Here is a 26,761-nt window from a genome sequence, read left to right on the forward strand (position 1 = left end):
CCGGGACAGGCTTACTGCGCAGTGCATCACAACCTGGTGAAAATCACCGCCCGGCACCGCTGCCGCCGTCAAGCCGACGCTATGCTTTTTACTTCAGTCCTTTTAAGCCAGAACGCCGCTGGGGCCATGATTATCAGAACGGGAAAGGAGATAGGGATGCAAAGTCAGTTATTGATTAACGGCCTGCTTGTGGCTGGCCTTGGAGAGAAGCAGCCTGTCTACAACCCGGCCACGGGGCAGGTGCTGCTGGCGGTGGCGGAAGCCACGGCTCAGCAAGTTAACGATGCGGTCCTGGCGGCGGATAAAGCTTTTGCCGCATGGGGGCAGACGCCGCCGAAAGAACGTGCCGAACATCTTCTGGCGCTAGCGGACGCCATCGAGCAACACGCGGAAGCCTTCGCCAGGCTGGAGTCGCAGAACTGCGGCAAACCTTTCCACTGCGTGCTCAACGATGAGATCCCGGCAGTGGTGGATGTCTTTCGCTTCTTTGCCGGGGCGAGCCGCTGCCTGATCGGCCTGGCCGCCGGAGAATATCTGAGCGGGCACACCTCGATGATCCGCCGCGATCCGGTCGGCGTGGTGGCGTCTATTGCTCCCTGGAACTATCCGCTGATGATGGCGGCCTGGAAACTGGCTCCGGCGCTGGCCGCCGGGAACTGCGTGGTGATCAAACCGTCCGAAATTACGCCGCTGACCGCGTTTAAGCTAGCCGAACTGGCGAAGGATATCTTCAAATGGACTCGAGGATAATAATGCCAGGACGCAAATTTGTGAGTCCGCACGCCTTGTTTTTGCCCGCAGCGACTCACTCCCTGCCATGCAGCAGAAAGAGGAAGCCCAAAAGCGGGGGATCTCTCACTCGAAATCAGTGAAGCACCAGACAACGCTTGCAGAGAATAAACCCCGCGTGGCTGAGATGAGCGTTCAGTTGGCGACAAAAGGCAAAAAGGTTATCTGGCTAACGCCGTCTTTCCCGTCAGACTACGTGGACAATCTTGATGCTGAGATGAAACAGACGCATCGTCAATATTTTGCAGACCTTGAAGGGGCGCATTCGCGTTTTATCGATCTCTCAGAACATCCCGCTTTTGCACGCGAAGATTTCCGCGACGGCGATCACCTGAACTATTTGGGGGCTGGGAAAATGATTGGCATACTGCGGGCGCTGGGTGTGGCGCTGTAACCTCTGGAGACAACAAGGGAAGGGCAAACCCTTCCCCGGTTTCAATGCTATCAGGCCGGCTGGCTGGCCTGTTTCAACATCTGATAAAGCTCTTGTTTTACCCTCAGTTTTTCTTTCTTCATCTGCACAACTTCATCGTTGTATCCCGTCCCTTGCGGCCCCTCCTTGCGCAAAATCTCGCTATCAAGACGGTTGTGTTTGTTAAACAGGCTGAGAAAGCGGGGGTTTTCGGACTTCAGGTGGGTAATCAAATCACGGTACTCAGGAAACATGTCAGGCCTCCCTGGTCAGTAGGTTGGTGAGTGGATTAACAACTGGCTGATGCCAACTTCAGTTTAGAACCGAATTTGCGATAAGGGAAAGTACAAAAAAGCATCGTTTTGTCAATTTGCGATCCCGGCAGCACCTTGCCGGAATGGATGTCATTCTCATTGTTTAAACCTGGTGATAACGCCGCAAAATGATAAAGACAGCCGCTGTGTCGTGCTCTAAGATATGTCTATGATATATCTTACACACCTAAAAGGTACGCTATGACAACGCAAAATAACGCTAAAAAAGTGCCGGTTCGGGTTCGTAACGAACTGAAGTTTCGTGAATTAACGGTTAAAACGAAAACGCTGATTGCCAATACGTTTTACCGTCTGGTCTTCACCAGCCCGCAGCTGGCGGATTTCTCTTCCCAGGGATTTGACGACCACATCAAAGTCTTCTTCCCGGCTGAAAATGGCGAATTCACTCCGCCGCAGGTCACCAGCGAGGGCATTGTCTGGGGAGAGGGGGCTCGCCCACAGTCGCGTGACTATACGCCGCTGGATTTCAATGCCGAACGCGGTGAATTGACCTTGGATTTCTATTTGCACGACGGCGGCGTAGCCAGCAGCTGGGCGAAAGATGCGCAGCCGGGTGACAAGCTGTTCATCGGTGGCCCACGGGGCTCTCTGGTCACCCCAACGGATTATCACTGGCAGCTGTACGTGACCGATGAAAGCGGGCTGCCTGCAGTGCGCCGCCGTCTGCAGTCGCTGAGTCAGGATGTTCAGGTCGAAGTCCTGGTTAACTGCCACCATTCCGACAGCCTGGGCTATCTGAACGAATTCCCTGCGGTAAATGTGCGGGCGTTAACTCACGCGGAGATCGCCGGGTACCTGAAGCAGATTGAGATCCCTGCCGACGACTATTACATCTGGATTGTTGGCGAAGGCAAAGAGGCTAAAGCGCTGGGAGATTACCTGCTGGAAGTCCGCGCCCTGGACGCCGACCTGGTACGCGCCGTCGCCTACTGGCATGACAAATAAGGTCCCAAACTATGCGTATTCATCATCTGAGACAGCACAAATGCGAGCGCCACGAACAGCATCGCGGCAGGGGCGGTCATGGCCGCCATGAGCAAAGCCACCCGGAGGGACGCGCTCGCCATCGCCGCGAACGTCTGTTTGACGCCAACGATATCCGCCTGCTGATCCTGCATCTGCTGGCAAATGGCCCGGCCCACGGCTACGAACTGATCAAATCCATCGAAGGGATGGCGAAAGGGGAATATGTGCCGAGCCCCGGTATTATTTACCCGAACCTGACGCTGATGGAGGAGATGGGCTTTATTACGGTGGGCGAAGGGCAAAGTGGGAAAAAATCCTTCACGCTGACGGCGGAAGGACAAACCTCGCTTGAAGAGCAGCTGCTCGAACTGGAAGCGGTGACCACTCGACTCGCTACCCTTGGCGTTCTCGGCGACAACCGCCGTTTGCCCGAAGTGCAGCGGGCTATTCATAATTTTAAAACGGCGCTGCACGCCAAACTGGGCAGCGCCGAGCTGTCGAAAGAGACGCTGTATAAGATTATCGACACGCTGGATCAGGCGGCAAAAGACATCGAACGCAGCTAGAGCCTGCCCTGGCGCGGGGGAAGAAACATTCACTCGCGCCGGGATTCTATCGGCCTTGCTTAGCTGGAAAACGTTTAGACATTGGCTGTTTTACCGGCGATAACGAGATCGGCATAAAGTGCCTTAATCGCCTGCCTGAGCCAGATAATTTTCGGGTTATGGCGGTTACGTTTGTGCCAGATCATCATATAGGGTGCCCGGAATTTTTGCAGAAGCCCGGCATCAAACGGCAGCGGGCGGGAGACCAGCGGCAGGTGGTGAAGCTGGCCGTAATGCCGGCAGTAGCCCGGAGCGGTCGTCAGCAGAGAGTGCCCGGGCTGAGCGGCCATAAACAGAGACTGCTCGAATCCCGGCAGGCTCAACGCAATATCCCGCTTGCGCCCCATTTCTCTCAGGATATCATCCAGCGCCCAGGTATCGCTTTGTTCCCAGTAAATGCTGATATGGGGATAGCGCAAAAAAGTGTCCAGGTTCCACTCTTCCTGGAGAGCCGGATGATCTTCCCTCAGCCAGACACAGGGAGAGTCATAAAAGAGCACTTCACAGTCGATAGACAACGGCAGACTCAGCTGCCCTTGAGAACGCGGATAGCTCTCACGACCGGTGAAACCAACATCCACACTTCCACTCGTAATGGCGTCCAGCGCGTCGTAATCCCAGTGATGCAGCCTGATAGTCGCCTGAGGATAGCGCTGATAAATCTGCTGCGACAGGGCATTGAACATGATCATCATCAGCGGTAATTCAACCACAAGCTCAAACTTCAGTCCGCTCGGCGTCTCATGGTGAGCGTTATCCAGCAGCTGATGGCTCATCTGCATCCAGTCCGCCAGTTCCTGAGCCATGCTTACCATCAGTGGCGTAGGGACGAGTCCCTGAGGAGTATTGACAAATAATGAATCATCAAACCACGCCCGCAGTTTTGCCAGCGATTTGCTGATCGCCGAAGGCGTGACGCTCAGCCGTTTTGCCGTGCGGGTGACGCTGCGCTCCTGCATCAGCAACTGCAGGCAGAGCAGCAAATTAAGATCGAGGCTGTTGATTGTTTTCTTCATACTCAACTACGGCTCTGGGAGAGGCGACAAGGAAAATCAGTAAAAGGCTGACAATGCTACAGCCAATCAGAATTCCGATCAGCATATTCAGCGCATCGATACGCAAAATGGCGGCCAGCCATATCCACAACGATGAACCACACACCTGTGCCACTCCGAGCGTTGAGCTGGCTACTCCTGCCCGAAGTGAAAATGGCCCCAGCGCCTGGCTCATGGCCACGCCAAATCCGACGGAGAAACCTGCGCACACAAGCGTGAGTCCGACCAGCGTGAGCAAGTTTGAATCGGCCATGCTCAGGAGCAGACCCGCCGCCAGAAACAGCGTCTGAGACGTTATCATCATTGTGCGGGGCTGAAATATGCTCAGGGCAAACGGAGTAGAGAATGAAACGCTCATGCTGACGACGGCCGTTAACGCCATTGTGGTGGCGTATTCCCCGCGAGCTAAACCCAACCCCTCCATCAATAACACGGGGGAGGTATTAACGAAGGTGAGGATGACCGTTACGCTAAGGGTTGTTATGGCCAGCCGACTGAGGAAGAAACGGTTAATCAACGACTCGGCTTTCGGCAAAGAAACCAATGAGCTGGCACCGTTGGCTGCTGGCCTCGTCTCTTTCAGTACCAGCAGGGAAAGCAGCAATACCGCGAGCCCCATTCCGGTCAGGGTATAGAACAAACTTTGCCACGGGAAAATAAGCATAATCAGATGCCCCAGCACCGGCGCCATCACCGGCACGATGCAGGTGATTCCGTTCATTAACGAGAGCACTTTGGTTCTGCGTCGCTCATCCAGGGCATCCCGCAGAATTGCAAAAGCGACCACGTAGCAGGCTCCCGCCCCGATCCCCTGACCCAGCCGGCCCGCCAGAAACAGCGTGCTGTGCTGCGCCGAGGCGCATATCAGGGAGGCGGCAATAAAAATTACCGAACCGAATATTGCCACCGGCTTACGCCCCGAGCGGTCCGCCACGCGGCCGGCAAAAAGCATGGAACAGGCCATTCCGGCAAGATAAACGGAGAAGGCAATATGCAGCTGCGCCTCGCTGGCGTTAAGATCGGCCGCAATGCGCGGTAAACCGACCAGATACATATCAATGCCCGCAGGGTAGAGCAAAATCAGGGCAAAACTGCAGATTAGAAAGCGTGTCATGGCGTCCTCAGTGTAATAGCGACGCTCAGCATAAGGGGAGAATCCTGCAGATACGAATTGCCATCTGGACAACACTCTTTTCCTGTGAGGAAATTAGCACGCGATACGGTCGGGGAGAGCGCTGGCCGATGAGGAACAGCGCTACATGGTGGGTATTTTATAACGCTGGCAGACGGCACTGACGGCGGGGCAAAAACCTTAACGCTATTTCTTCTGGCTCAGCGCATAATTTGCCAGGCCGCAAATCCACTCCTGATGTGCGTTTAGCATAGGGTTAGGCAACGTCCTCGCCAGGTCACGCGCGGGCTGCCCGTTTTGCGTTTCCTGAGTCAAGATACGTACCCGGCCAGACGAGAGATTCTCAATCAGCCAGGCGTGATGCACGACCAGCTCTGGGGACGCTTCGCTGCCAACCCAGCCGTGCCAGGCGAGACGGCCTGGGATTTCCCCCTGCGGGGCGACAAACTCCACCACTTCGGCTTCAACCGGGAAACTAAAGGTCGTAAAGCGGAAGCGCGACCCTGCCGTTAACGTCGGCCCGCTGGCATCATGAAACACAATATCGGACACGTTGCTGTAATAGCGTTCCCAGGCCGAGGTTTGCGTCAGCCAGCGCCAGACTTCGCTGGCGTCCAGCCCGATCATAATGATTTCGTTAGAAGCGAAGTTGTCGCTAAAACCGGGGATAAAGCCCTGCGGCCAATGAATTGAATGCATCTTGGATTCCTCACGTTTCGTTGCTGTGAGGCGAGAATATCGACACGCTGGATATAAAACCAATCGTCAAATTTAATCTCAGATATAATGTAATTTTATATCTGGAGGCAAGCGATGCGCGATTTACGCAGTCTGGATCTTAACTTACTGAAAACCTTCGATGCTTTGCTGCAGGAGCGCAGCGTAACTCGCGCCGCCTCGCGCCTGTCTCTGACGCAGCCTGCCGTCAGCGGGATGTTGACGCGGCTGCGCGAAAGCTTCGACGATCCGCTGTTTATCCGCAGCCAGCGGGGCATCGTGCCAACGGAGCGAGCGTTACAGCTCGAGCAGCAAGTGAAACGCATCCTGCACGAAGTTGAACTGCTGCTGCGCCCGGCTGAGTTCGATCCTAAAACGTCTACGCTGACGTTTACCCTCGCGGCCACGGACTATGCGCTGCAGGCCATCGTGCTACCTTTTATTAATGCACTCCGGCGTGAAGCGCCGAATATGCGCGTCTCGGTGCGCCCGCCGGTTGACGGCCAGCTTCAGCCGATGCTGGAAAGCGGCGAGCTGGACCTTTCCATCATGACGACTTTTTCGCTGTCGGCTGACCTCCACGTTCACACGCTGTATGAGGAGCATTACGTTTGTGCGATGGGGCAGCAGCATAGCCTGGCCCGGCAGAGGGCGATCACCCTGGATCAGTTTTGCGCCTGCGATCATGCGCTGGTGTCGTGGAGCGGTGGGGAGTTTAGCGGCGTGACCGACAGCGCTTTGCAAAAAATAAAGCGTTCGAGGCGGGTTAGCCTGTCGGTGCAGAGCTTCTTATTTTTAACCGAGATTTTAAAAACCAGCGATCTGATAGCCGTGGTACCCGCGAGGCTTATTGCCGGACAAGCGAGTATCGTCAGCCATCAGCCGCCGCTGGCGATCCCTGGTTTTACCAAAGTCGCCGCCTGGCATGAGCGCACGCATCACGACAGCGCGCACCGATGGGTAAGGGAGTTGTTATTTCGCAGCTGCAGGGCGTGATTTTTCGAAGCGAATATCTTCCCCACCTTGCTCACCCACAGCCAGCCAGCCGTGGCGCTGATAAAACGCAGCGGCGCGGCTGGCTGCCGCCGTTTCAAGCCAGATAGTGGGCTGCTGAGCAAAGAGAAACGCCTCGGCCTTTTCCAGCAGCAGTCTGCCGACGCCCAGGCCTTCAAACTGAGGCAGAACGAACATGGCAAACAGGCAGGCTTCTTCGGCAATCGCCATCGAGAAACCGGCCGGCTCACCCTCCACGTCTGCCAGCCAGATACACGGCGATTCGGCAATAATATCGGCAATAGTCTGCGGTGTGATGCCCATTTCGGCCATTTCTTCGCGCGACAGATGATTCTCTTTGACGCTGGTACGGATGGTGAAAATAGTCTCGATGTCCGCCAGGGTGGCATCCCGAAGGGTGAGATTAGGTGACATAAAATTCCTTTTTAATCTCCCCCGACAAAAGCCGGAGGGGAAAAAGCTTACTGGAAGCTGTAGCTGAGGTTGACGCCCACGCCATAGTTACGCCCTGGCGCTGGCTCGAAATAGCGGCCATTGCCTTCATTGACAATCACCGACCCAACGTAATCGCGGTCGAACAGATTATCAACTCGTCCCCAGATGTCCAGCAGCCAGTTTTGCCGCACGTGAAGTTTGTAGCCGGTGTTCAATCCCACGGTGGTCCAGGTCGGGGCTTTGGCGTCGTTCTGATCGTCGGCCTGGATATCACTCATGTAGCGAACATCTGCGCCCGCATACCAGCCGTCTTCAGGCGCGTAGCCAAACGACGCGTAACCCATGTTGCGGGCGATGCCCGGCATTCGGTTGTCGCGGCAGTCATTTACCCCGCATACGTTGGTGCGGTAGGTCGCCTCCAGGTACGTCCAGGCCATTTTCAGTCGCCAGTCGGCGGCAAACTGCTGATCGAGGGAAAGTTCCAGCCCACGGCGGCGAGTTTCGCCGGCATTTTTATAGGTGGTACGCCCGCCGCCGCTTTGATCAACCACGATCTCATTATCGGTGTCGGTCTGGAACAGGGCGGCGGTAAACAGGCCATTGCCAACGCGGTTTTTGCTGCCTACTTCTACCGTTGTGCTGGTGGACGGCTGCAGGGCAAAGTTAAGCCCGGCCGCGCCGTTGTCGCGGTAAGACAGCTCGTTGATGGTCGGTGTTTCAAATCCACGCCCTGCGGAGGTGTAGACATTCCAGCCGTCGTTGACGGCATATTTCAGCGAGGCCGCAGGCAGCCACTTGTGATAGCTGGCGCTGCCGCTGTCGTCGCCGTTTTTCCCGACGATGTAATAATCGTTGGAATCAAAATAGACCGAGCTGAAGCGCATGCCCGCATCCAGACTGAGTTTATCGGTAAGCTGCCACGTGGTTTGCAGGTACGGGTCGAGGTTCCACATCAGGTTGCGTTCGTTGCGGCGCAGATTGCCCTGTTCGCCGAGCACCGTCGCGCCATTGACCGTCACAAAGTTCTCGTAGCCTTTGCGCTTCTCGGTCATCGTCTCGTAGTCCAGCCCGGTGGTGAAGCTGACCGGCACGCTGCCGAGTTCGCCGTTGTGCGTCCAGCGGGTATCGATGCCCTGGTAATGCCTTGCCAGTTGGATCACGCCCCCCGGATGCGTTGGGTTTTTCTGCGCTGATTCAGGAATGGACTGAAACTGCGTAGTTTCGCGCACGCCCGCGTACATCATCACGCTTAGGTCATCGTGCTCGCTGAGCTGACGGTCGTAGCGCAGGCCACCCTGGGTTTGCTTCGTTGTTTTTCGCGTATTGTACTGATCGGCGCGGGGTGCCTGTGTTGGGTTATCGCGCCACTCCTGCTCGGTCAGGCCGCCGGGATCGTTGGCGTCAATATCCACGCTGTTGAACAGCAATGTCAGCTTGCTGACGTCATTCAGACGCACGCCGAGCTTTGCATTCCCAAGATTCTTCTGCGCGCTGCTGTGGTCACGGTAGCCGTGCGTGGTAAAGCGCGAGGCAGAAATTGCATAGTCCACATCCCCGGCCTGCGTGCCGTCGCCGGTGGAGCCGGTGGCCTTCACGCTGTTGCGCCAGCTGCCAAAGCTACCGTAGTAACTACTGGCCTCAACGGTTGGCGGCTGTCGGCCTGTTTCCGTTTTGACGTTAACCACACCGCCGGACGAGTTGCCGTAGAGCGCTGAGAACGGGCCGCGAAGCACTTCCACGCTGTCCACGCTGTTCAAATCGATATTGGACGTTTGCCCCTGGCCATCCGGCATGGTGGCCGGGATGCCGTCCACATACATGCGCACGCCACGCACGCCATACGTCGAGCGTGAACCAAAACCGCGCACGGAAAGCTGTAAATCCTGAGCATAGTTTTGGCGGTTTTGAATTTGCAGGCCCGGCACGCTGCCGAGGTTTTCCGACAGGTTTATCCGTGGGGCGGCCTGGCGCAAATCATAGCCATATACCACGCTGACCGCAGCTGGCGTATCGAGCTCAGAAACGGTTGTCGGTTTAGCGGTGACCAGCAGCGTAGATTCGTCTTTGGGCTGTGTGTCAGCGGCTTGTGTAAAGCCGGGAGTGAAAGCCGGGATCAGGAGAAGGGAAAGGGCGGTTTTATGCGTGTGGAGCGTTTTTTTCTGGGGTTTCTTCATCGGGGAGTGTTTTACGGTATGCGCAATTGTCAGGATTGTGAACTGTATATGTTAGTTCCTGTGTGTAAGTTTTGAAAATTATTAGCGCACGTAACGTTAACAATAAGTTATGACTGATGAAATTAACGGCGAAATATTTTTAATTTTTTCTGCATCCAGCGGCGCCCCCTCAATCGTATATCAGACTGTGAGCAACTCTCTTGCTCCCTACAATTGAGGAATTGAACATGAACAAGTACTTTACCTCCGCCGTGTGCGCCTCCGTTTTTTTCAGTTCTCTATGCATTGCCGCGATGAATCACGACGCTGTTATGGTCGGCGGCGCGGCGATGTACCCGTCGAAAAATATCATTGAAAATGCGGTGAATTCTAAAGATCACACCACGCTGGTTGCGGCGGTGAAGGCCGCAGGTTTAGTGGATACGCTGGAGAGCAAAGGGCCGTTTACCGTCTTTGCCCCAACCGATGCCGCGTTTGCCAAACTGCCGGCGGGCACGGTCAGCAACCTGGTGAAACCAGAAAATAAAGCCACGTTGAAGAGCATCCTGACGTACCACGTGGTGGCAGGGAAATACGACATGAAAGCGCTGGAGAAAAAAATCCAGCAGGGTGGCGGCAGCGCAGAATTAAAAACGGTGAACGGCCAGCCGCTGTGGATCATGAACAATGGCCCGCACAATATTCAGATTAAAGACGGGAAAGGCAACATCGCCAATATCAGCACCTATGACGTGAACCAGAAAAATGGCGTGATAGACGTGATTGATACCGTACTGATGCCGAAGTGAGTGTCTATACTCGATCCAGGCCCGTCGCCTGGTCGAGAAAATTATGGATAAAACTCTGGTAGAACAGCAGGTAAAACTGATGCGGGCGGTTGCTGAGGGCGACCGCCGCGCATTTGAACAACTCTATCGCCTGACGTCCCCCCATTTGTTTGCCGTGGCGCTGCGTACCGTGCAGCGCCGGGCGTGGGCCGAAGAGATTCTGCACGATGCTTTTCTCACGGTATGGAATAAAGCCTCAGGCTACGATCCGGCCATCAGCGCCCCCGTGACCTGGCTGACCCACATCGTTCGCAACCGCTGTATCGACTGGTTGCGCAGCGGCCAGTCCCGCGCGGCAAATCAGGAAGACGAACTCGGCGACAACGCGGCCGACATTGAAAATGAAGGGGACAACGGCTGGGGCGATGAACAACAGGCAGGCCGCCTGCGCGGTTGCCTGGACAATTTGACCAGCGAGCAGCGGCAGAGCGTGGTGCTGGCCTACTACCAGGGGATGTCCCACGGCGATATCGCCGACTGGCTACAGCAGCCCCTCGGCACGGTAAAAAGTTGGATTCGGCGGGCGCTGGATCACCTTAAGGATTGCGTCGGACTATGAACAGCAGCCAAGAAATAGATAACGCCCTGGCCTCTGAATACGCGCTGGGCACGCTGCGCGGGAGTGCCCGGTTGCGCTTCGAAAAACGTCTCCATGCCGAGCCGGATCTCGCCGCGCTCGTGGGCCGCTGGCAAACCCTGCTTGGTGGCCTGGACAGCCAGACCCAGCCGCAGCTTCCGCCGGAAACAGTGTGGAAGAAAATTCAGCTTAGCCTGCCGCCCGAGCGGAATGCCGTCGTGCGCTCGCGTTGGAACTGGAACTATCTTGGCTGGGCGCTCGCCGCCGGGCTGGCTGCAGTTGCGCTGGTGCCATACTTCAGTAGCAAAGCACCGGAGCTGGCACCGCTCATGGTGCTTAACGGTGCCAGCCAGCAGGGGCAGTGGCTGGTGAGCGCCGACAGCGACCGTAAAACGCTGCGCCTGACGCCGCTGCAGCTGGCCTCCGTCTCCGCCAGCAATAGCCTGCAGCTGTGGGCTATCCCGGTTGGCGCGAAGCCCGTCTCACTTGGGCTTTTGGACAGTAAATCGGTGACCCAGGTGAGTAACGGAAACGTGACATTGTCACGAGGTGTGACGATCGCCATCAGCCTGGAGCCGCAGGGCGGTTCGCCAACCGGGCAGCCGACGGGGCCGGTAGTGTATAGCGGGGTGTTGTGAATAAGTTTACTGCGAATGTGATGGCGATGAAGTTCTGTTCACCGAAAGTGGGGGCCGCTGGGAAAACGGAAAATATAGCCGGCTCTCCACTCTGGGTCAGACCGCGGAAAACCCGCGGTGTGCAATTTAAGCAGCGTTTTTTTGATTTTTTTGTCTGGGTGCAAAATATTGCAGGGCAAGCAATTAATCGTGTTATTAGAATCTTAATTAATGCTCTTTAATGTCTCAATCAACATAGTTCGAAATTATTAAGCTAGTTCTTGTTGAACTTATGCTTGCTGGCATTTAATTTATATTTGATATTTACTCCTGATTGCTGTGAGGTTTTTTTAAAAATAGAAGCGTAAAAATAATCTAATACTAAATAAATGACAATTTTAACGGAGTAAAGGATGTATCCTAAAAATGCACATTACATTTGGATTGGCAATCAACCATTACCACAATACGCAGTAAGTAATATCATACACTTCAAATCAAATAATCCACATTACACAGTCTATATTTGGACCACCAATCCACACAGAATAATTAATGATGTCATTAACTTTGGTTACAGTTCTCGATTTATAAGCCTGATAAATTGCCGTGGTTTACCTGATATGAAAGGATATGTTCAATCCGCTATTGAGCGGGAAATGTCTGATAGTACTTACCATAATTATGCAGCAGCCTCTGATATTTTACGATTGGTCATTTTAGAAAAATTCGGCGGTATTTATATGGATGTTGATGTTATGGTGTCCGGTAGCCTTGGGCTAATATCTCCAGAAAGAATAAGCAGTACTGGTGCGTCTGATATATTAATACATCAGGAGGTGCTGGATAATAAAACACGATTATCCAATGCAGTTATTGTCAGTCAACCAAATACTAATACCCTGAAAAAAATGATTAACTATGCAATTGCGCCCTATACGAAAAATCACCTTTATGAAATGGGATTTGGTCGAACTGCGGGTAAGGATTTATTAAGAAAGGCATTAAGCGATTTGAAAGAAATCCCATTAAGGGAAATAATGTGGGTAGGAAAGAGAGCAGTACCTTCTCTTCGCCATCAAATAACTATATATCTGACGGGGCCAGGGTTAATGGATGCATACCTTCAAGCCAGTGGTTTAAGTCAACGTTTTAAGACAACAAAAATACTCAAAGAACCTGCTCGATTTGGACAACGGGAAAATAACTTTACCGGAACCTGGATGCGGGGCATGAACGGTAAAGGTGCATGGGTAGTTCCTGCCAGAAAATTTAACAGTACCATTTAACTGATAATCCTACATCGTAGGGGTGGACTGACCCCATAGAGGTAAAGAGATACTGGTTTATCCCCTCTCCCCGGTGGGGAGAGGGTTAGGGTGAGGGGCACTACTCGTGGTGATCGTGGACCTGCTGAGCCACTTCATGCACGCGCTTACGAGCGCCAAACCAGCCCAGCGTCAGCAGAATCGCCAACACCGGAATAGAAGCAATCGTGAACGTCCCGTTCGGGTAATCCATCGCCATCAAGACCAGCACGCCAAGCAGGAACAGCAGCGTCAGCCAGGAAGTAAACGGCGCGCCCGGCAGCTTGAAGCTCACGTCGTCCGCTTTCCCTTCTTTAATCGCCTTGCGCAGGCGAATCTGGCACAGCACGATAAACGCCCAGGAGGTGATGATGCCCAGAGACGCCATATTCAGCACGATCTCAAACACCTGCGAAGGCACCAGATAGTTGAGGAACACGCCAAGCACGTACACGCCGCTGGTGACCAGAATCCCGGCATACGGCACCTGATTCTTGCTCATTTTCGACATGAACTGTGGCGCGGAACCGCCCATCGACATCGAACGCAGAATACGCCCGGTGCAGTACAGGCCGGAGTTCAGGCTGGAGAGCGCGGCGGTTAACACCACGATATTCATCACGTCGCCGATGTAAGGCACGCCGAGCTTCGAGAAGAAGGTCACGAACGGGCTTTGTCCCGCCTGATAGGCGTTCCACGGCAGCAGCAGAACCAGCAGCACCACGGAGCCAACATAGAACAGGCCGATACGCCAGATAACGCTGTTAATGGCCTTCGGCACCATGGTTTTCGGGTCTTTACATTCCCCGGCGGCGGTACCTACCAATTCGATAGAGGCGAAGGCGAACACTACGCCCTGAATCAGTACCAGCGCAGGCAGCAGACCGTGGGGGAAGAGACCGCCGTTATCGGTTATCAGATGGAACCCGGTGCTGTTACCGTCAATCGGTTTCCCGGTGCCGAGGAAAATGGTGCCGACGATCAGGAAGGCGACGATAGCCAACACTTTGACCAGCGCAAACCAGAACTCCATCTCGGCGAACCATTTCACGCCAATCATGTTCATCGCCGCAACCACGGCGAGCGCGCCGAGGGCGAAGACCCACTGCGGCACATCACCGAACGCACCCCAGTAATGCATGTAGAGCGCCACGGCGGTGATATCCACGATACCGGTCATCGCCCAGTTGACGAAATACATCCAGCCGCAAACGTAGGCGGCTTTTTCACCGAGGAATTCACGGGTGTAGGAGACGAAACTGCCGCTGGACGGGCGATGGATAACCAGCTCGCCCAAAGCGCGGAGGATGAAGAAAGAGAAAATGCCGCAAACCAGATAAATTAACGCCAGCGCGGGCCCTGCTGCCTGCAGGCGCGCACCTGCGCCGAGGAACAGGCCGGTACCGATGGCACCGCCGATAGCAATCATCTGCACGTGGCGATTGCCCATCGCCTGGTGATACCCCGAGTCCTGAGAATTCAACCAGCGCCGTTTGGCGGCGCGGTGTTCCGCTTCAGTCTTTGTTTTCATTGAGATTCCTGTCTGCCTTTGAGTTAAAAAGCGCCGTCCTTTTCCGCCCGTTAATTCTGGCTGCGGAGGCCGTGAAAAAGAGGGCGAGGAATCCTGGCAGAAAATTGAATGAGAAGCAAAATTACAAACTTGTCATTTTAGTGGCGGCGTTCTGTTGGTGTGACGGGCGTAACATTCCTGCTATACCGGGACTCAGAGAAGCGCTGCATCATGAACATAAAATGGTCAAAAAAAGGGCTGACGATGGCCTGCGTGCTGGCAGGGGTGGCAGGGGTGGCAGGACTTTGGCTGTACTCCCAGGCCTCATCGCCGGCAACGCAAAAGAAAACGGCGCTGCCGAAAGTTAGCCTGATAGCCGCGGCCAGCCAAACGCTGCCGCTAACGTTCTCCACCCAGGGGCATCTCGTGTCGCTCAATGAGGTGGATATTCGCGCGCAAATCACCAGCCCGGTAAGCCAGGTTGCCTTCCACGAAGGGGATTTTGTTAAGCAAGGGCAGCTGTTGTTTGTGCTGGATGATGCCGAAGAGCAGGCCGCGCTGGGTCACGCCCAGGCCCAGTTGGGGGTCATTAAAGCCGAGCTGGATAAAGCCGCTCGCGACCTCAGCCGTGGCCAGCCGCTGCTGAAAACTCACTACATTTCGTCTTCAGACTGGGATGCGCTGGTCAGCGCGCAACAGCAGGCGGCGGCGCAGTACAAGTCCGCCCAGGATGATATACACACCGCCCAGGCGCAGCTCGCCTATACCCGCATTTACGCGCCTGTTAGCGGCAAAACAGGCGCATTGAACGTGCATATCGGCAGCCTTGCGCAGCCGGGCAGCACGTTACCGATGGTCAGTATTAATCAGTTTGACCCGATTGGCGCAGAATTTACCCTGCCGGAGCAGGATCTCAACGCGGTGGTCGCCGCGCAGCATCAGGGGCCGGTGGAGGTGCAAGTGACCGACGCCAGCGGAAAACCGGTGACCGGCACGCTCAGTTTCATTGATAACACCGTCAGCCAGGACAGCGGCACGGTGAACTTTAAAGCCCGCTTTGCGAACGGTGAAAACCAGCTCTGGCCGGGGGCCTATCAGAACATTACGGTCAGCGCGGGCAGCACGCCGAATGTCGTTGTTTTACCGCCTCAGGTCGTGCAGGACGGCCCCGACGGGCATTTTGTCTACGTTATCGACGCCCAAATGCACGCCACAACGCAACCGGTCACATTGTTGCGCATCCAGCAGCAAATGGCGGTGGTGAGCGGCATTCAGCCCGGCATGAAAGTGGTGCTGGAAGGGGCCAACGCCCTGCGTCCGGGAATGGCCGTGAAGGTGGTTAACGCGCCAGCGGGGTCTGCATCATGACATTTGCCGAACAATGCCTGAAACGGCCGATTGCCGTGATGCTGCTGTGGCTGGCGGTGATGGTCGCCGGCGCGGTGTGCTGGTTTAAACTGCCCATTGCCGCGCTGCCCAACTACGACACGCCGACGATTCAGGTCAGCGCTTCGCTTTCCGGCGCCAGCCCCGAAACCATGGCTTCGTCGGTGGCGACGCCGCTGGAGAAAAAGCTGTCGACCATTCCCGGCGTGGTGAACATGACCTCCAACAGCCTCGAGGGCGCCACGACTATCGTCATTGAGTTCGATCCGTCCCGGGATATTGATTCGGCGGCGGTGGACGTGCAGTCCGCGCTGTACCAGGCGTTAAAACAGCTGCCGTCGCAGATGACCACGCCGCCGTCATTCCGCAAAATTAACCCGGCGGATGCGCCGATCATTCAAATTGGCATCGATTCCCCGTCGATGGCGCTGTCTGACCTGAACCGCTTCTCGGATGACCTGATCTCACCGGCGATTTCCACCCTGAACGGCGTGGCGCAGGTGACGGTGCTGGGGCAGAAACGCTATGCCGTGCGCGTGGAGGTCAACCCGGACAAGCTGGCGGCGACAAATCTTACGCTGGAAGATGTACATACCGCGCTCGCGGCCGCCAACGACAACTCACCGATAGGCGAACTGGACGGTAAACGCCAGATGGTGATGCTGCAAACCAGCGGCGATTTGCGCAACGCTGCAGACTTCGCCAAAGTCATTGTCGCCACGCGAAACGGCCAGCCGGTCAGGCTATCAGATGTGGCCACCGTGCAGGACAGCATTGAAAATACGCTGAGCTACAGCGCTGTGAACGGTAACCGCGCGATTGTACTCAGCGTGCAGCGTCAGCCCGGCGCGAACATTGTTTCCACCATCGATGCCATTCGCCAACTGATGCCTAAACTGCAGGCGCAGATGCCGTCTTCGGTGAGCGTGAAGTTTCTGAACGACCGTTCGCTGTCGATCCGCGCGGCGATTCATGACGTGACGTTAACTCTGCTGTTGACCATCGCCCTGGTGGTGATGGTGATCCTGATGTTCCTGCGCCATATTCGGGCGACGATCATTCCTGCGCTCAGCCTGCCCATTTCTCTGCTCGGCGCCTTCGGCCTGATGTACGCCTTTGGCCTGAGCCTGGACAATATCTCGCTGATGGGGTTGACCATTGCCGTAGGCCTGGTGGTGGACGACGCGATTGTGGTGCTGGAGAACATCATGCGCTACATGGAAGAAGGGGAAACGCCGTATCGCGCCGCGCTGAAAGGGGTGAAAGAGGTAGCATTCACTGTTATCTCCATTTCGCTTTCCCTGGTGGCGGTGTTTATTCCGATCTTCTTTATGCCGGGGACGATTGGCCTGCTGTTCCACGAGTTTGCCTATGTGGTGTCGCTGACGATTCTGGTTTCGGCTGCGGCATCGTTGACCATTATTCCTTTGTTGGTGCCTAAACTTATTCGCGAGCACACGCCGGAAGACAAACCTGAACCGCGCTGGAGCCTGGTCTTTGAGCGTGGGTTCGAAGCGCTGCGCCGCCAGTACGGGAACGGGCTGGAATGGGCCGTGTCTCATCGCGTGATTATGATCGGCGTCGCGCTCAGCACGATTGCGCTGACCATCGGCCTGTACTGGTTTTCACCGAAAGGCTTCTTCCCGCAGGAAGATATCGGGCAGATCACCGCCAGCATTGATGCGCCGCAGGATATGTCCTATCTCGGTCGGCTGGGCGTGGCGCAGCAGCTGGGCAAAACGTTGATGAAAGATCCGAGCGTCAGCGACGTCCTGACCCGCGTTGACCACGACACCACGCAGTTAAGCCTGACGCTAAAAGATCAAGGCCAGCGCGCGCCGCTGGATGCCGTGCTCAAACAGCTGCGTTCGGAAACCGGCTATTTGCCGGGCATTAAAGTTTACTTTAGCCCGGTGCAAAACCTGCGCGTGGGCGGCCGCAGTGCGAAAAGCAGCTACCAGTACACGCTGCAGGCGGTCAGCAGCGGCGATACCAGCCTCAACGACTGGGCCAACCGGCTGATGGCAGAGATGCAAAAAAGCGGGGTGTTTGTCGGCCTGAATACCGACGCCCAGCTCAACGGGCTACAGGCGCAGTTGGTCATCGACAGAAACAAAGCTTCGCTGATGGGCGTGGATATTCAGCAGATTCGCGACACGCTGTATGACGCCTTCGGGACTTACCAGGTGTCGACAATTTATGCCCCGGAAGACAGCTACGAAGTGATCATGGAAGTGCAGGAGCCGTTCCGACAGGACGAAAGTGATTTGTCGAAAATCTATGTCCGGTCATCAAGTGGGGCGCTACTGCCCATCACCACCTTTACAACGATTTCGCGCACTCAGGGCGTGACGGCGGTCAACCACCAGGGGCAGTTGCCGGCGATTACGCTTTCGTTCGACCTTGCGCCGGGGAAATCGCTGTCGGATGCGACGGCGGCCATTGCCCAGGCCCAGCAGGCGATTCATCTGCCGTCTTCGGTGTTTGGCACCTACGCCGGGCAGGCGGCGCTGTTTCAGCAGTCCCAGAGCAGCCAGATCTGGCTGATTGTGCTGGCGCTGGCGGTGATTTACGTGATTCTCGGCGTGCTGTATGAAAGCTGGATCCACCCGCTGACCATTCTGCTTGGTCTGCCGTCGGCGGCAGTGGGCGCGCTGCTGGCGCTCAGGCTGTTTAATCTCGATCTTACGTTTATCGCGATGATTGGTATTCTGCTGCTGATAGGTATTGTCAAAAAGAACGCTATCATGATGATAGATTTCGCGTTAGTGGCGCAGCGTGAACACGGCATGACGCCGCATGATGCCATTATGCAGGCCTGCTTGCAGCGGTTCCGCCCGATTATGATGACCACGCTTTGCGCTATCATGGGGGCGATCCCCATTGCGCTTGGCCTGGGGGCCGGGGCCGAGCTGCGCCAGCCGATGGGCGTGGCGATTGTCGGGGGGCTGCTGTTCTCGCAGCTGATCACCTTGTTTATTACGCCGGTTCTGTTCCTGCTGTTTGACGGCAACCCACAAGGAACGAAGGAGTGACGATGAAAATTCTGCTGGTGGAAGATCAGAAAATGGCCTCGGAGTACATTGCCAAAGGGCTGCGCGAGAACGATTTCGTGGTCGACGTCGCCGGGAACGGTATCGACGGCCTGCATTATCTCCTGACCACTGACTATGACCTGGCGATCCTCGACGTGATGCTGCCCGGTATTGACGGCTGGAAGATCATTGAAATGGCGCGGCAGGCCGGAAAACAGACGCCCATCATGTTTCTGACCGCGCGGGATGATGTGGAGGACAGAGTCCATGGCCTCGAACTGGGCGCGGAAGATTATCTGATCAAGCCCTTTTCCTTTAGCGAGCTGTTGGCGCGTGCACGGGTGATTCTGCGCCGCTCCGCGCCACCCACCGCCATTCTTGAAGAAAATCTGCTGCAGGTGGGCGATCTGAAGCTCGATTTTCTGCGGCACAAAGTGTCCCGCGCTGGGGTGCGAATAGAGCTGACGCAAAAAGAATTTTTGCTGCTAAGCCTGCTGATGCGCCGCTCGGGTGAAGTGCTCTCCCGCACGGTGATTGCCGAGCAGGTGTGGGACATGAATTTTGATCCGGAAACGAACGTCATAGACGTCGCCATCCGCCGTTTGCGCAACAAAATTGACGACGGTTTTGAGGATAAATTACTCCACACCCTGCGCGGCGCGGGGTACGTGCTGGAATTACGCGGATGATAAAACTGTCGCATTTGTCGATCACGGCGCGCCTGACGCTCTACTTCTCCGTCACGATGGCCATCGTGCTTTACAGCGTGTCCGGCGTGCTTTATTCGACCATGCGCCAGCAGCTCAACCATAAAGATGAGCTGGAGCTGCAAAGTTCTATCCAGTTCCAGCAGGAAATTGCCACGGCGATTGGCGAGCGCCAGGACAACGGGGAAGAGTGGCAAACCGAGCTGCTGGAGTCCGTGGTGCGGCAGGAGCGCCTGTCGCTGCGCATCTTCAGCCCGGAAGGTAAGGTGTACGCGCAATCCAACAATATGGTTATCCCGGAGCAGGACTTTCCGCTGCCGGGCCCCGGGTTTAGCTACCGGGAATGGCATTATCGCGCAGAGAATATCCGGCAAAAATACTTAATTACCTCCACGCTGTTCACCCTCAAAAATAACCAGAAATGGCTGGTGCAGGCGGCGCTCAACGTCTCCGGCAACAACGAAATTATCAACACCTATTACAAGCGAATGCAGTTTTTCGCCGCGTTGGCGATTCTGCTGTTTGCCGCCTTTGGCTGGTGGCTTGCCCGAAGGGGATTAGCGCCGCTGCGCACGATCACCACTGAAATTGAGAAAATTCACGCCAACGATCTGCATACCCGGATCCTGGATCAGCGCTGGCCGCCGGAGCTGAACGCGCTGGCGGCGTCGTTTGACCGCATGATGATGCGCCTTGAAGCCTCGTTCCATCAGCTAAATCGCTTTTCCTCGGACATTGCCCACGAGCTGCGCGGGCCGATAAATAACCTGATCTCGGCCGCCAGCGTCATTCAGACAAAGGATCGCAGCGCCGAAGAGTATCAGGACACGCTGGCGGCAATCATTGAAGAGGGCGAACGTCTGTCGCGCATGATCTCCTCTATGCTGTTCCTTGCCAGGGCGGACAACAGCCGCGAAGTGCTGAATGCCGAATGGCTCAGCAGCGCCCATGAATTCGAAAAACTGATTGGTTTCTACGACATTCTGGCAGAAGAAAAAGAGATCACCCTCGAAAGCCGGGGAGACGTTTCATTCTATGCTGACCCGCAGCTTATCCAGCGCGCGCTTTCCAATCTGTTCTCTAATACGCTGCGCCACACGCCAGAAAAGGGACATATCACGCTCAGTGCAAAAATTGCCGATGAACGGGTGGTATTGAGCGTGAGTGATAATGGCGAAGGCATCAAACCCGAACATCTGCCGCTGATTTTTGATCGCTTTTTCCGGGGAGAAGCCTCCCGCAGCGCCACGGAAAACACCGGACTGGGGCTGGCGATTGTGAAAACCATTGCGGAACTGCACGGCGGCAAAATCAGCGTGGTCAGTGAGCCTGGGCGAGGTAGCACGTTTACGCTGTCATTGCCGCTGCACGACAAAGCCTGAGTACCGCAGAATAATCTCTTCTGGCAGGAACAATATTACGCGGCATGAGTCTCAGTGACTTAACAGGTAGCCTTTTGTGCCGACCTGACTAAAATCCAAACAGATGAAACGTGTTTAGCTCCAGTAGAGACTGGGGCGTTCACTATGAGTTTCTGGGATCATCGCTTTTATTGTTATGGAAAACCTGCCCAATGCTATTGAAACACTTTTCTCGCCGTGCCATTGCCGTGGCCGTGGCGCTGATAATTGCCCTCACCATCGCTCTGTTCTTCTTCCTTAGAAGCCCCGATACGCCTGATTATGTCACGGCTCCTGTACGCAAGGGCGATATCGAAAACTCTGTCCTGGCAACCGGTCGAATCGATGCTATCGAACGCGTTAACGTCGGGGCACAGGTTTCAGGCCAGGTCAAGTCGCTCAAAGTGAAGCTGGGCGACCATGTCACCAAAGGGCAGTCCATTGCCGACATTGATGATGTGCCCCAGCGTAACGACCTGCGTAACGCCGAAGCCGCACTCAATGTGGTCAAAGCCGAACTGCAGGCTAAGCAAGCGCTCCTGAAACAGTCTGAATTGCGGTTCAAACGCCAGCGGCAAATGCTGAGCGAGGACGCCAGTTCGCGCGAGGATTTTGAGTCTGCGGAGGCTACGCTCGCCACTACACGGGCGGAATTACTCTCACTGAATGCCAGGCTTGTCCAGGCGCAAATCGAAGTAGATAAGAAAACCGTCGATCTGGGTTATACCCGAGTCGTTGCGCCAATGGACGGCGTAGTTATTGCCGTGGTCACGCAGCAGGGGCAGACGGTGAACTCCAGCCAGAGTGCGCCGACGATTATCAAGCTGGCTCGTCTCGATGTGATGACCATCAAAGCACAGATCTCTGAGGCCGATATCACCCGTATTTCTCCAGGACAAAAGGCCCGTTTCACGATTTTCTCTGAGCCGGACAAGCACTATGACGCGACGCTGCGCACCGTTGAGCTGGCGCCAGAGTCGGTAATGAAAGATGACTCTCTTGCCGGGAGCAGTTCGGCATCAGGGTCTGGCACCTCAAATGCTTCCGTTTACTACAACGCGCTGCTCGACGTGCCCAACCCAGACAATCGCCTGCGTATCGCGATGACGGCACAGGTCACGCTGCTGGCCGGTGAAGCCAAAGATGCGCTGCTGGTCCCGATTCAGGCCGTGCATAAAGCTGAAGGGAATAAGCAGGAGGTGCAGGTGCTGCTGGCTGACGGCAGGCTGGAAGCCCGAGAAGTGAAAACCGGGATCACCAACAGCGTCGATATTCAGATCCTCGAAGGGCTAAAAGTCGGGGAAAATGTCGTGCTGTCACAGCCGGGTGAGAAAGCGCCTGGGGAAGGGTTTGTGCTGTGAGTAACATCATCGAGCTGAAGGGCATTAGCCGGACCTACGGTAACGGCGGTCAGGCGCTGACCGTGCTGAAAAATATCAATTTGACCATCGCCGCCGGGGAAATGGTGGCGATCATCGGTGCATCAGGATCGGGTAAGTCGACCCTGATGAATATCATGGGCTGTCTCGACGTGCCCGACAGCGGCGATTATTACATTGGCGGGCAAAATGCCGCCCAGCTTTCGCCGGATGAACTGGCCCGGGTTCGGCGGGAGCATATCGGCTTTATCTTCCAGCGCTACCATCTGATGCCCGACCTTAGCGCACTGGGCAACGTTGAGATCCCCGCTATTTATGCCAACACCGAGCGTGACAAGCGCCGGCTGCGCGCCGCCGCACTGCTTGGCAGACTGGGCCTGGAAGGCCGTGAGCATCATAAACCCGGCGAGCTTTCTGGCGGCCAGCAGCAGCGCGTCAGTATTGCCCGTTCGTTGATCAATGGCGGGGAAATTATTCTGGCCGATGAGCCAACCGGCGCGCTGGATTCTCAGTCAGGCCAGGAGGTCTTAGCCATCCTGAGCGAACTTAACCAGCGCGGTCATACGGTCGTGATGGTGACCCACGACATGAAGGTGGCCCAGCACGCTCAGCGCATTATCGAACTGCGAGACGGTGAAATTATCGCCGATAGCGGCAGTAAGATCACCGCCACGCAAACTTTGCCGCCGCCTAACCGTACCCGCCAAAGCCGCTGGCAAAGTATGCTCGACCGCACGCGTGAATCGCTGCAAATGGCGCTCAAAGCGATGAATGCGCATCGTTTACGCACCACGCTCACCATGACCGGGATCATTTTCGGTATTGCCGCCGTTGTGACCGTCGTGGCACTGGGCGAGGGCGCGAAGCAAAAAACGCTGGAGAATATTAAAGATCTGGGCACCAACGTAGTGAGTATCTATCCCGGGCGAGACTTCTTTGATGACAGTATTGAGGGCATTCGTACTCTGGTTCCGGCTGACGCGGAGGCGCTGGCAAAGCAGGGATTTGTCGATAGCGTCAGCCCGGAGGTAAGTGCCTCAGACAACATTCGTTTTCTGGGTAAGTCTGCAACCGCGTCTATCAACGGCGTAGGGCGAGATCACTTCCGCGTTAATGGCATTCAGCTTCTGGAAGGAACCACCTTCAGGGACGACCGTACCGCCCTGCAGGAGGTCATTATTGATGAAAATGCCCGCAAAGCGCTGTTCGACGCCGCCGGATTGCAGGCGCTGGGGCAAATTGTTTTTCTTGGTTCCGTGCCGGCACGGGTGGTGGGCATTGCCCAAAGCAATAACCGGAGCTACGCGCCAAACCGCATTACCGTGTGGATGCCCTACAGCACGGTGATGTACCGCATGGTAGGCAAGCCGGTGCTGACCAGCATCAGCGTCCGGCTGAAAGACAATGTGGCAAACGAAGCGGCGGTGAGCGCTATCTCCCAGCTACTTACTCAGCGCCACGGCGTAAAAGATTTCCAGCTCTATAACTTCGAACAGATCAGAAAATCTATCGAGCGTACCTCGATGACCTTCAGCATTTTAATTCTGATGGTTGCCTGCATCTCGCTGATGATCGGCAGTATCGGCGTGATGAACATCATGCTGGTGTCGGTCACCGAACGAACCCATGAAATCGGCGTACGAATGGCGGTAGGCGCCCGGCGGAGCGACATCATGCAGCAGTTTATGATTGAGGCCGTATTGGTCTGCCTGATTGGCGGCGCGTTAGGTATTGCGCTGTCGTATGCCGCCGGAGCGCTATTTACCGCCCTGGCCGGCGGGATGTTCACGGCTATTTATTCGTGGCAGGCCGCCGCCGCCGCGTTTTTCTGTTCAACATTAATCGGCATGATCTTCGGTTATCTCCCCGCCCGCAAGGCGGCAAGGATGGACCCGGTCGTTTCACTGGCCAGCGAGTAACCTATGAAATTTTTATCACCTTTGGCTTTGTGCCTGGCTGCCGCGCTGAGCGCAGGCTGCGCAAATACGCTTAAAAGCGACTATCACGCTCCGGAAGTACGCTATCCCGCCAGCTGGGACAAGAGCGATGCTACCCGCGACCTGGCCCCGTTTGACTGGCAGGCGTTTAACGATCCCCACCTGGATAACTGGCTGCGCCAGGTTATGGCCAGCAATAACGATGTCGCGATTGCCGTACTGCGGGTGTATCGGGCGAGACTCGACGCGGAAAGAGTCGGTATCACCAACGATCCCGGGCTCAGAGGTTCACTGGGCGTAGACGGGAAAAATCAGCTCAATAACTCGTCAGGCTGGACAAAAAGCAGCGCCGCGAGTCTCAGTACCAGCTATGAGCTTGATCTCTGGGGCAAAATAGCCCGCCAGCGCGATGCGGCGGAGTGGGCAACTCATGCCAGCGAAGAAGATTTACGCGCCGCACGCCTGACGCTGCTTTCAGAGGCCAGCAATAATTACTGGCGCATTGGCTTTGTGAACCAACAAATCAATGTCCTCCTGCAGAGCATCGGCTATGCAAAAGAAACGCTTCGCCTCGCCGGGGCTCGTTATCGTGCAGGAGGTGCTTCCGCGCTGGATGTTGTGGACGCGCAGCAAAGTTTACTCGCGCAGGAAAATCGGCTCACTGGATTGCAGCGAGAGCGCCTGCAGGTTCTGAATCAGCAGGCCGTTTTGCTGGGTACCGCTCCGGGCAGCTCAGTGGTTGAGCCTACAAAACTGCCCGACGGCCCTCTGCCGCAGGTTAACGCGAACATTCCTGCCAGCGTACTGATGCATCGGCCCGATATCAGCGCGCAAGAGTGGCGGGTGAGTGAAGCCCTGGCCAATGTTGATATACGGCGCACCGAATACTATCCCGCATTCACCCTGACGGGATCGCTTGGTTCCGGCAGTAGCTCGCTGCTAAACGTGCTGCATAATCCCCTCGCTTCCGTTGGCGCAAGTCTGACGCTACCGTTCCTGGAATGGCGGCAGCGGGGCGTGGAGGTGAAAATTGCCCGTAACGATTACGAACAGCGGGTGCTGGCGTTTAAACAGTCGCTTTATAAGGCGATGAGCAGCCTTGAAGACGAACTCTCCCTGCGCGATCAGCTTCTGGCTCAGGAGATAAGACTCCGGGAGGGGCTGGATCTTGCGCGTAAGTCTGAGCGCTTGAATGAGGTACGTTACCGCCAGGGCGCCGCGCGTATCTCATTCTGGCTAGATGCCCAAGAGAAACGCCGCCAGGCAGAGCTATTGCTGGATGAAAATCGCTTCAACCAGCTCCAGAATCTGGCAAAAATTTATCTCGAGTTTGGCGGGTCGTCTGCTTTCCCCTAAATCTTGCTAACTAATTCTCCCCAAACAGAAAACGGTTTTTCTTTCGCGGATGCTCGTTTAAAGTTTTGCTGGCTGAATGGGTTTCAGCCAGCAAAATAATAAACAACCGTTTATTTTATGGGGAAGGGTGAAGGCATGCGTGTGTCAGATTATATCCGGCTGTTATTTCTTGCCGCGGTGTGGGGAGCCAGCTTCCTTTTTATGAAAATAGCGGCACCAGAGTTCGGGGCGGTAAATACGGCCTTTTTAAGGGTGTTTTTTGGCTGTACAGGGCTGGCGGTGATTCTTTTCACCCTGAGATCATCCTTCCGCTTTGAGGGGAAATTCCGTTCGGCGCTTATTCTGGGCGCAATTAACTCCGGGCTGCCCTTTTTTATGTATTGTCTCGCCGCAAAATGGTTACCTGCCGGATACTCCGCCATTTTAAACGCCACCACGCCGCTTATGGGCGCCATTATTGGCTTCTCCTTCTTTAGTGAGAAATTAACGGCGCGAAAATGGCTGGGCGTAGTGCTGGGCCTGGCAGGGATAATGGTGATTACTTCGGTCGGGGATGCGCACTCCAGCGGGGAGAAGATCGCCGGAATTATCGCCTGCCTGGTGGCCACGAGTTGCTACGGTGTGGCAGGCTTTTTAACCCGCCGCTGGATCTCCAATAAAGGCGGGCTTGACCCTAAAATCGTCGCTTTCGGCAGCCAAATCGGGGCCACGCTTTTCCTGTTACCGTTCTTTGCCTGGAGCGTGGCGACCGGTCCGGTAATAAACTGGCTGCAGGGCGATGTCTGGCTCAGCGTGCTGGGTCTGGGGATCCTCTGTACCGCCGTGGCCTATATTTTTTACTTCCGCTTAATTGCCGATATCGGGCCGTTACGCAGCCTCACGGTGACTTTTCTCATTCCCCCGTTCGGCGTGTTGTGGGGCTACCTCATTTTGCATGAAACCATTAGCGAAGCGTTTATCATCGGGGCTGTCATTGTTTGTTTCTCCGTCTGGCTGGTGATAAGCCCGGACAAGAGAACGCTCACCGCAAAAAGTTAACCCTGGCACCGGCTGCGAATAATTGTGGTTATACTAGCCGCGAGCCGGATA

The 26,761-nt window shown here is 55.6% G+C and carries 24 protein-coding genes and 1 pseudogene; 18 read left to right on the forward strand and 7 right to left on the reverse strand.

Annotation, left to right across the window (positions count from 1 at the left end; genetic code table 11):
• Nucleotides 1–126 precede the first annotated feature (126 nt).
• A pseudogene (locus WFK85_RS06865) lies at nt 127–732 on the forward strand (aldehyde dehydrogenase family protein); the annotation flags it as partial.
• Nucleotides 733–916: 184 nt separating this feature from the next.
• Nucleotides 917–1,183, forward strand: a complete 267-nt coding sequence (locus WFK85_RS06870; protein ID WP_336707201.1) for a hypothetical protein — start codon at nt 917–919, stop codon at nt 1,181–1,183.
• Nucleotides 1,184–1,233: 50 nt separating this feature from the next.
• Here the strand turns inward: WFK85_RS06870 and WFK85_RS06875 are convergent, their stop codons facing one another.
• A complete protein-coding gene (locus WFK85_RS06875; RefSeq protein WP_008458803.1) occupies nt 1,234–1,455 on the reverse strand; it encodes a YdcH family protein in 222 nt (73 codons plus the stop codon).
• Nucleotides 1,456–1,716: 261 nt separating this feature from the next.
• On the opposite strand from WFK85_RS06875, the gene WFK85_RS06880 reads away from it, so the two are divergent.
• Both WFK85_RS06880 and WFK85_RS06885 read left to right on the forward strand, forming a co-directional pair.
• Complete coding sequence (locus tag WFK85_RS06880) at nt 1,717–2,481, forward strand: siderophore-interacting protein (protein WP_166992330.1); 765 nt, start codon at nt 1,717–1,719, stop codon at nt 2,479–2,481.
• 11 nt (nt 2,482–2,492) lie between these two features.
• Nucleotides 2,493–3,068 (forward strand): PadR family transcriptional regulator, encoded by a 576-nt coding sequence (locus WFK85_RS06885; protein WP_336707197.1) that lies wholly within the window; start codon nt 2,493–2,495, stop codon nt 3,066–3,068.
• A gap of 74 nt (nt 3,069–3,142) precedes the next feature.
• On the opposite strand, the gene yidZ is transcribed toward WFK85_RS06885, so the two are convergent.
• The 3 genes from yidZ to WFK85_RS06900 form a co-directional block, all read right to left on the reverse strand.
• A complete protein-coding gene (yidZ, locus tag WFK85_RS06890) occupies nt 3,143–4,123 on the reverse strand; it encodes an HTH-type transcriptional regulator YidZ (protein ID WP_166992333.1) in 981 nt (326 codons plus the stop codon).
• Complete coding sequence (locus tag WFK85_RS06895; RefSeq protein ID WP_008458808.1) at nt 4,092–5,276, reverse strand: MFS transporter; 1,185 nt, start codon at nt 5,274–5,276, stop codon at nt 4,092–4,094. The genes yidZ and WFK85_RS06895 overlap by 32 nt, the downstream gene beginning before the upstream one ends.
• Nucleotides 5,277–5,480: 204 nt before the next feature.
• Nucleotides 5,481–5,993, reverse strand: coding sequence for an SRPBCC domain-containing protein (locus WFK85_RS06900; RefSeq protein ID WP_166992339.1), 513 nt, complete (start codon nt 5,991–5,993; stop codon nt 5,481–5,483).
• Nucleotides 5,994–6,107: 114 nt separating this feature from the next.
• On the opposite strand from WFK85_RS06900, the gene WFK85_RS06905 reads away from it, so the two are divergent.
• Nucleotides 6,108–7,007, forward strand: coding sequence for a LysR substrate-binding domain-containing protein (locus WFK85_RS06905; protein WP_166992342.1), 900 nt, complete (start codon nt 6,108–6,110; stop codon nt 7,005–7,007).
• On the opposite strand, the gene WFK85_RS06910 is transcribed toward WFK85_RS06905, so the two are convergent.
• Both WFK85_RS06910 and pqqU read right to left on the reverse strand, forming a co-directional pair.
• A complete protein-coding gene (locus tag WFK85_RS06910; RefSeq protein ID WP_336707194.1) occupies nt 6,984–7,439 on the reverse strand; it encodes a GNAT family N-acetyltransferase in 456 nt (151 codons plus the stop codon). The genes WFK85_RS06905 and WFK85_RS06910 overlap by 24 nt on opposite strands.
• Before the next feature lie 47 nt (nt 7,440–7,486).
• A complete protein-coding gene (gene pqqU / locus WFK85_RS06915) occupies nt 7,487–9,634 on the reverse strand; it encodes a TonB-dependent receptor PqqU (protein WP_336707192.1) in 2,148 nt (715 codons plus the stop codon).
• A gap of 227 nt (nt 9,635–9,861) precedes the next feature.
• Here pqqU and WFK85_RS06920 point away from each other — a divergent pair, with 227 nt between their 5' ends.
• From WFK85_RS06920 to WFK85_RS06940, 5 genes are all read left to right on the forward strand, one after another.
• Nucleotides 9,862–10,422, forward strand: coding sequence for a fasciclin domain-containing protein (locus WFK85_RS06920; RefSeq protein WP_336707190.1), 561 nt, complete (start codon nt 9,862–9,864; stop codon nt 10,420–10,422).
• Between the two features lie 43 nt (nt 10,423–10,465).
• Nucleotides 10,466–11,020, forward strand: coding sequence for a sigma-70 family RNA polymerase sigma factor (locus tag WFK85_RS06925; RefSeq protein WP_166992354.1), 555 nt, complete (start codon nt 10,466–10,468; stop codon nt 11,018–11,020).
• Nucleotides 11,017–11,676, forward strand: coding sequence for an anti-sigma factor domain-containing protein (locus tag WFK85_RS06930; RefSeq protein ID WP_166992357.1), 660 nt, complete (start codon nt 11,017–11,019; stop codon nt 11,674–11,676). The genes WFK85_RS06925 and WFK85_RS06930 overlap by 4 nt, the downstream gene beginning before the upstream one ends.
• Nucleotides 11,673–11,897 (forward strand): hypothetical protein, encoded by a 225-nt coding sequence (locus tag WFK85_RS06935; protein ID WP_336707187.1) that lies wholly within the window; start codon nt 11,673–11,675, stop codon nt 11,895–11,897. The genes WFK85_RS06930 and WFK85_RS06935 overlap by 4 nt, the downstream gene beginning before the upstream one ends.
• Before the next feature lie 171 nt (nt 11,898–12,068).
• Nucleotides 12,069–12,944, forward strand: a complete 876-nt coding sequence (locus WFK85_RS06940; protein WP_336707186.1) for a glycosyltransferase family 32 protein — start codon at nt 12,069–12,071, stop codon at nt 12,942–12,944.
• Nucleotides 12,945–13,044: 100 nt separating this feature from the next.
• On the opposite strand, the gene ansP is transcribed toward WFK85_RS06940, so the two are convergent.
• Entirely contained in the window at nt 13,045–14,493 is a 1,449-nt protein-coding gene (gene ansP / locus WFK85_RS06945; RefSeq protein WP_008458826.1) for an L-asparagine permease, read from the reverse strand.
• A gap of 210 nt (nt 14,494–14,703) precedes the next feature.
• Here ansP and WFK85_RS06950 point away from each other — a divergent pair, with 210 nt between their 5' ends.
• From WFK85_RS06950 to WFK85_RS06985, 8 genes are all read left to right on the forward strand, one after another.
• Complete coding sequence (locus WFK85_RS06950; protein ID WP_336707184.1) at nt 14,704–15,840, forward strand: efflux RND transporter periplasmic adaptor subunit; 1,137 nt, start codon at nt 14,704–14,706, stop codon at nt 15,838–15,840.
• Nucleotides 15,837–18,893, forward strand: coding sequence for an efflux RND transporter permease subunit (locus WFK85_RS06955; RefSeq protein ID WP_336707182.1), 3,057 nt, complete (start codon nt 15,837–15,839; stop codon nt 18,891–18,893). The genes WFK85_RS06950 and WFK85_RS06955 overlap by 4 nt, the downstream gene beginning before the upstream one ends.
• Nucleotides 18,894–18,895: 2 nt before the next feature.
• On the forward strand, nt 18,896–19,582 hold the full coding sequence (locus tag WFK85_RS06960) for a heavy metal response regulator transcription factor (protein ID WP_008458831.1): 687 nt from the start codon (nt 18,896–18,898) through the stop codon (nt 19,580–19,582).
• Nucleotides 19,579–20,982, forward strand: coding sequence for a heavy metal sensor histidine kinase (locus WFK85_RS06965; protein WP_336707180.1), 1,404 nt, complete (start codon nt 19,579–19,581; stop codon nt 20,980–20,982). Before WFK85_RS06960 ends, WFK85_RS06965 begins: the two co-directional genes overlap by 4 nt.
• Before the next feature lie 191 nt (nt 20,983–21,173).
• Entirely contained in the window at nt 21,174–22,361 is a 1,188-nt protein-coding gene (locus WFK85_RS06970) for an efflux RND transporter periplasmic adaptor subunit (RefSeq protein ID WP_166992372.1), read from the forward strand.
• Nucleotides 22,358–24,298 (forward strand): MacB family efflux pump subunit, encoded by a 1,941-nt coding sequence (locus WFK85_RS06975; RefSeq protein WP_336707177.1) that lies wholly within the window; start codon nt 22,358–22,360, stop codon nt 24,296–24,298. The genes WFK85_RS06970 and WFK85_RS06975 overlap by 4 nt, the downstream gene beginning before the upstream one ends.
• 3 nt (nt 24,299–24,301) lie before the next feature.
• Nucleotides 24,302–25,672 carry an efflux transporter outer membrane subunit gene (locus WFK85_RS06980; RefSeq protein ID WP_336707175.1) on the forward strand — a complete coding sequence of 457 codons (1,371 nt, stop codon included), beginning with the start codon at nt 24,302–24,304 and terminating at the stop codon, nt 25,670–25,672.
• A gap of 135 nt (nt 25,673–25,807) precedes the next feature.
• The gene (locus tag WFK85_RS06985; RefSeq protein WP_336707174.1) at nt 25,808–26,710 is read left to right on the forward strand and encodes a DMT family transporter; all 903 of its coding nucleotides are present in this window, start codon (nt 25,808–25,810) and stop codon (nt 26,708–26,710) included.
• Nucleotides 26,711–26,761: the final 51 nt, after the last annotated feature.

The sequence above is a fragment of the Cedecea sp. VD22 genome (assembly GCF_037150195.1).
Lineage (GTDB): Bacteria > Pseudomonadota > Gammaproteobacteria > Enterobacterales > Enterobacteriaceae > Cedecea.

Coding starts and splice junctions, on each gene's coding strand:
- WFK85_RS06965 (WP_336707180.1), top strand. CDS start 19,579: ATGATAAAACTGTCGCATTTGTCGATCACGGCGCGCCTGACGCTCTAC.
- WFK85_RS06885 (WP_336707197.1), top strand. CDS start 2,493: ATGCGTATTCATCATCTGAGACAGCACAAATGCGAGCGCCACGAACAG.
- WFK85_RS06870 (WP_336707201.1), top strand. CDS start 917: ATGAGCGTTCAGTTGGCGACAAAAGGCAAAAAGGTTATCTGGCTAACG.
- WFK85_RS06960 (WP_008458831.1), top strand. CDS start 18,896: ATGAAAATTCTGCTGGTGGAAGATCAGAAAATGGCCTCGGAGTACATT.
- WFK85_RS06925 (WP_166992354.1), top strand. CDS start 10,466: ATGGATAAAACTCTGGTAGAACAGCAGGTAAAACTGATGCGGGCGGTT.
- WFK85_RS06930 (WP_166992357.1), top strand. CDS start 11,017: ATGAACAGCAGCCAAGAAATAGATAACGCCCTGGCCTCTGAATACGCG.
- WFK85_RS06905 (WP_166992342.1), top strand. CDS start 6,108: ATGCGCGATTTACGCAGTCTGGATCTTAACTTACTGAAAACCTTCGAT.
- WFK85_RS06880 (WP_166992330.1), top strand. CDS start 1,717: ATGACAACGCAAAATAACGCTAAAAAAGTGCCGGTTCGGGTTCGTAAC.
- WFK85_RS06940 (WP_336707186.1), top strand. CDS start 12,069: ATGTATCCTAAAAATGCACATTACATTTGGATTGGCAATCAACCATTA.
- ansP (WP_008458826.1), bottom strand. CDS start 14,493: ATGAAAACAAAGACTGAAGCGGAACACCGCGCCGCCAAACGGCGCTGG.
- WFK85_RS06920 (WP_336707190.1), top strand. CDS start 9,862: ATGAACAAGTACTTTACCTCCGCCGTGTGCGCCTCCGTTTTTTTCAGT.
- WFK85_RS06910 (WP_336707194.1), bottom strand. CDS start 7,439: ATGTCACCTAATCTCACCCTTCGGGATGCCACCCTGGCGGACATCGAG.
- pqqU (WP_336707192.1), bottom strand. CDS start 9,634: ATGAAGAAACCCCAGAAAAAAACGCTCCACACGCATAAAACCGCCCTT.
- WFK85_RS06955 (WP_336707182.1), top strand. CDS start 15,837: ATGACATTTGCCGAACAATGCCTGAAACGGCCGATTGCCGTGATGCTG.
- yidZ (WP_166992333.1), bottom strand. CDS start 4,123: ATGAAGAAAACAATCAACAGCCTCGATCTTAATTTGCTGCTCTGCCTG.
- WFK85_RS06900 (WP_166992339.1), bottom strand. CDS start 5,993: ATGCATTCAATTCATTGGCCGCAGGGCTTTATCCCCGGTTTTAGCGAC.
- WFK85_RS06980 (WP_336707175.1), top strand. CDS start 24,302: ATGAAATTTTTATCACCTTTGGCTTTGTGCCTGGCTGCCGCGCTGAGC.
- WFK85_RS06985 (WP_336707174.1), top strand. CDS start 25,808: ATGCGTGTGTCAGATTATATCCGGCTGTTATTTCTTGCCGCGGTGTGG.
- WFK85_RS06970 (WP_166992372.1), top strand. CDS start 21,174: ATGCTATTGAAACACTTTTCTCGCCGTGCCATTGCCGTGGCCGTGGCG.
- WFK85_RS06950 (WP_336707184.1), top strand. CDS start 14,704: ATGAACATAAAATGGTCAAAAAAAGGGCTGACGATGGCCTGCGTGCTG.
- WFK85_RS06875 (WP_008458803.1), bottom strand. CDS start 1,455: ATGTTTCCTGAGTACCGTGATTTGATTACCCACCTGAAGTCCGAAAAC.
- WFK85_RS06895 (WP_008458808.1), bottom strand. CDS start 5,276: ATGACACGCTTTCTAATCTGCAGTTTTGCCCTGATTTTGCTCTACCCT.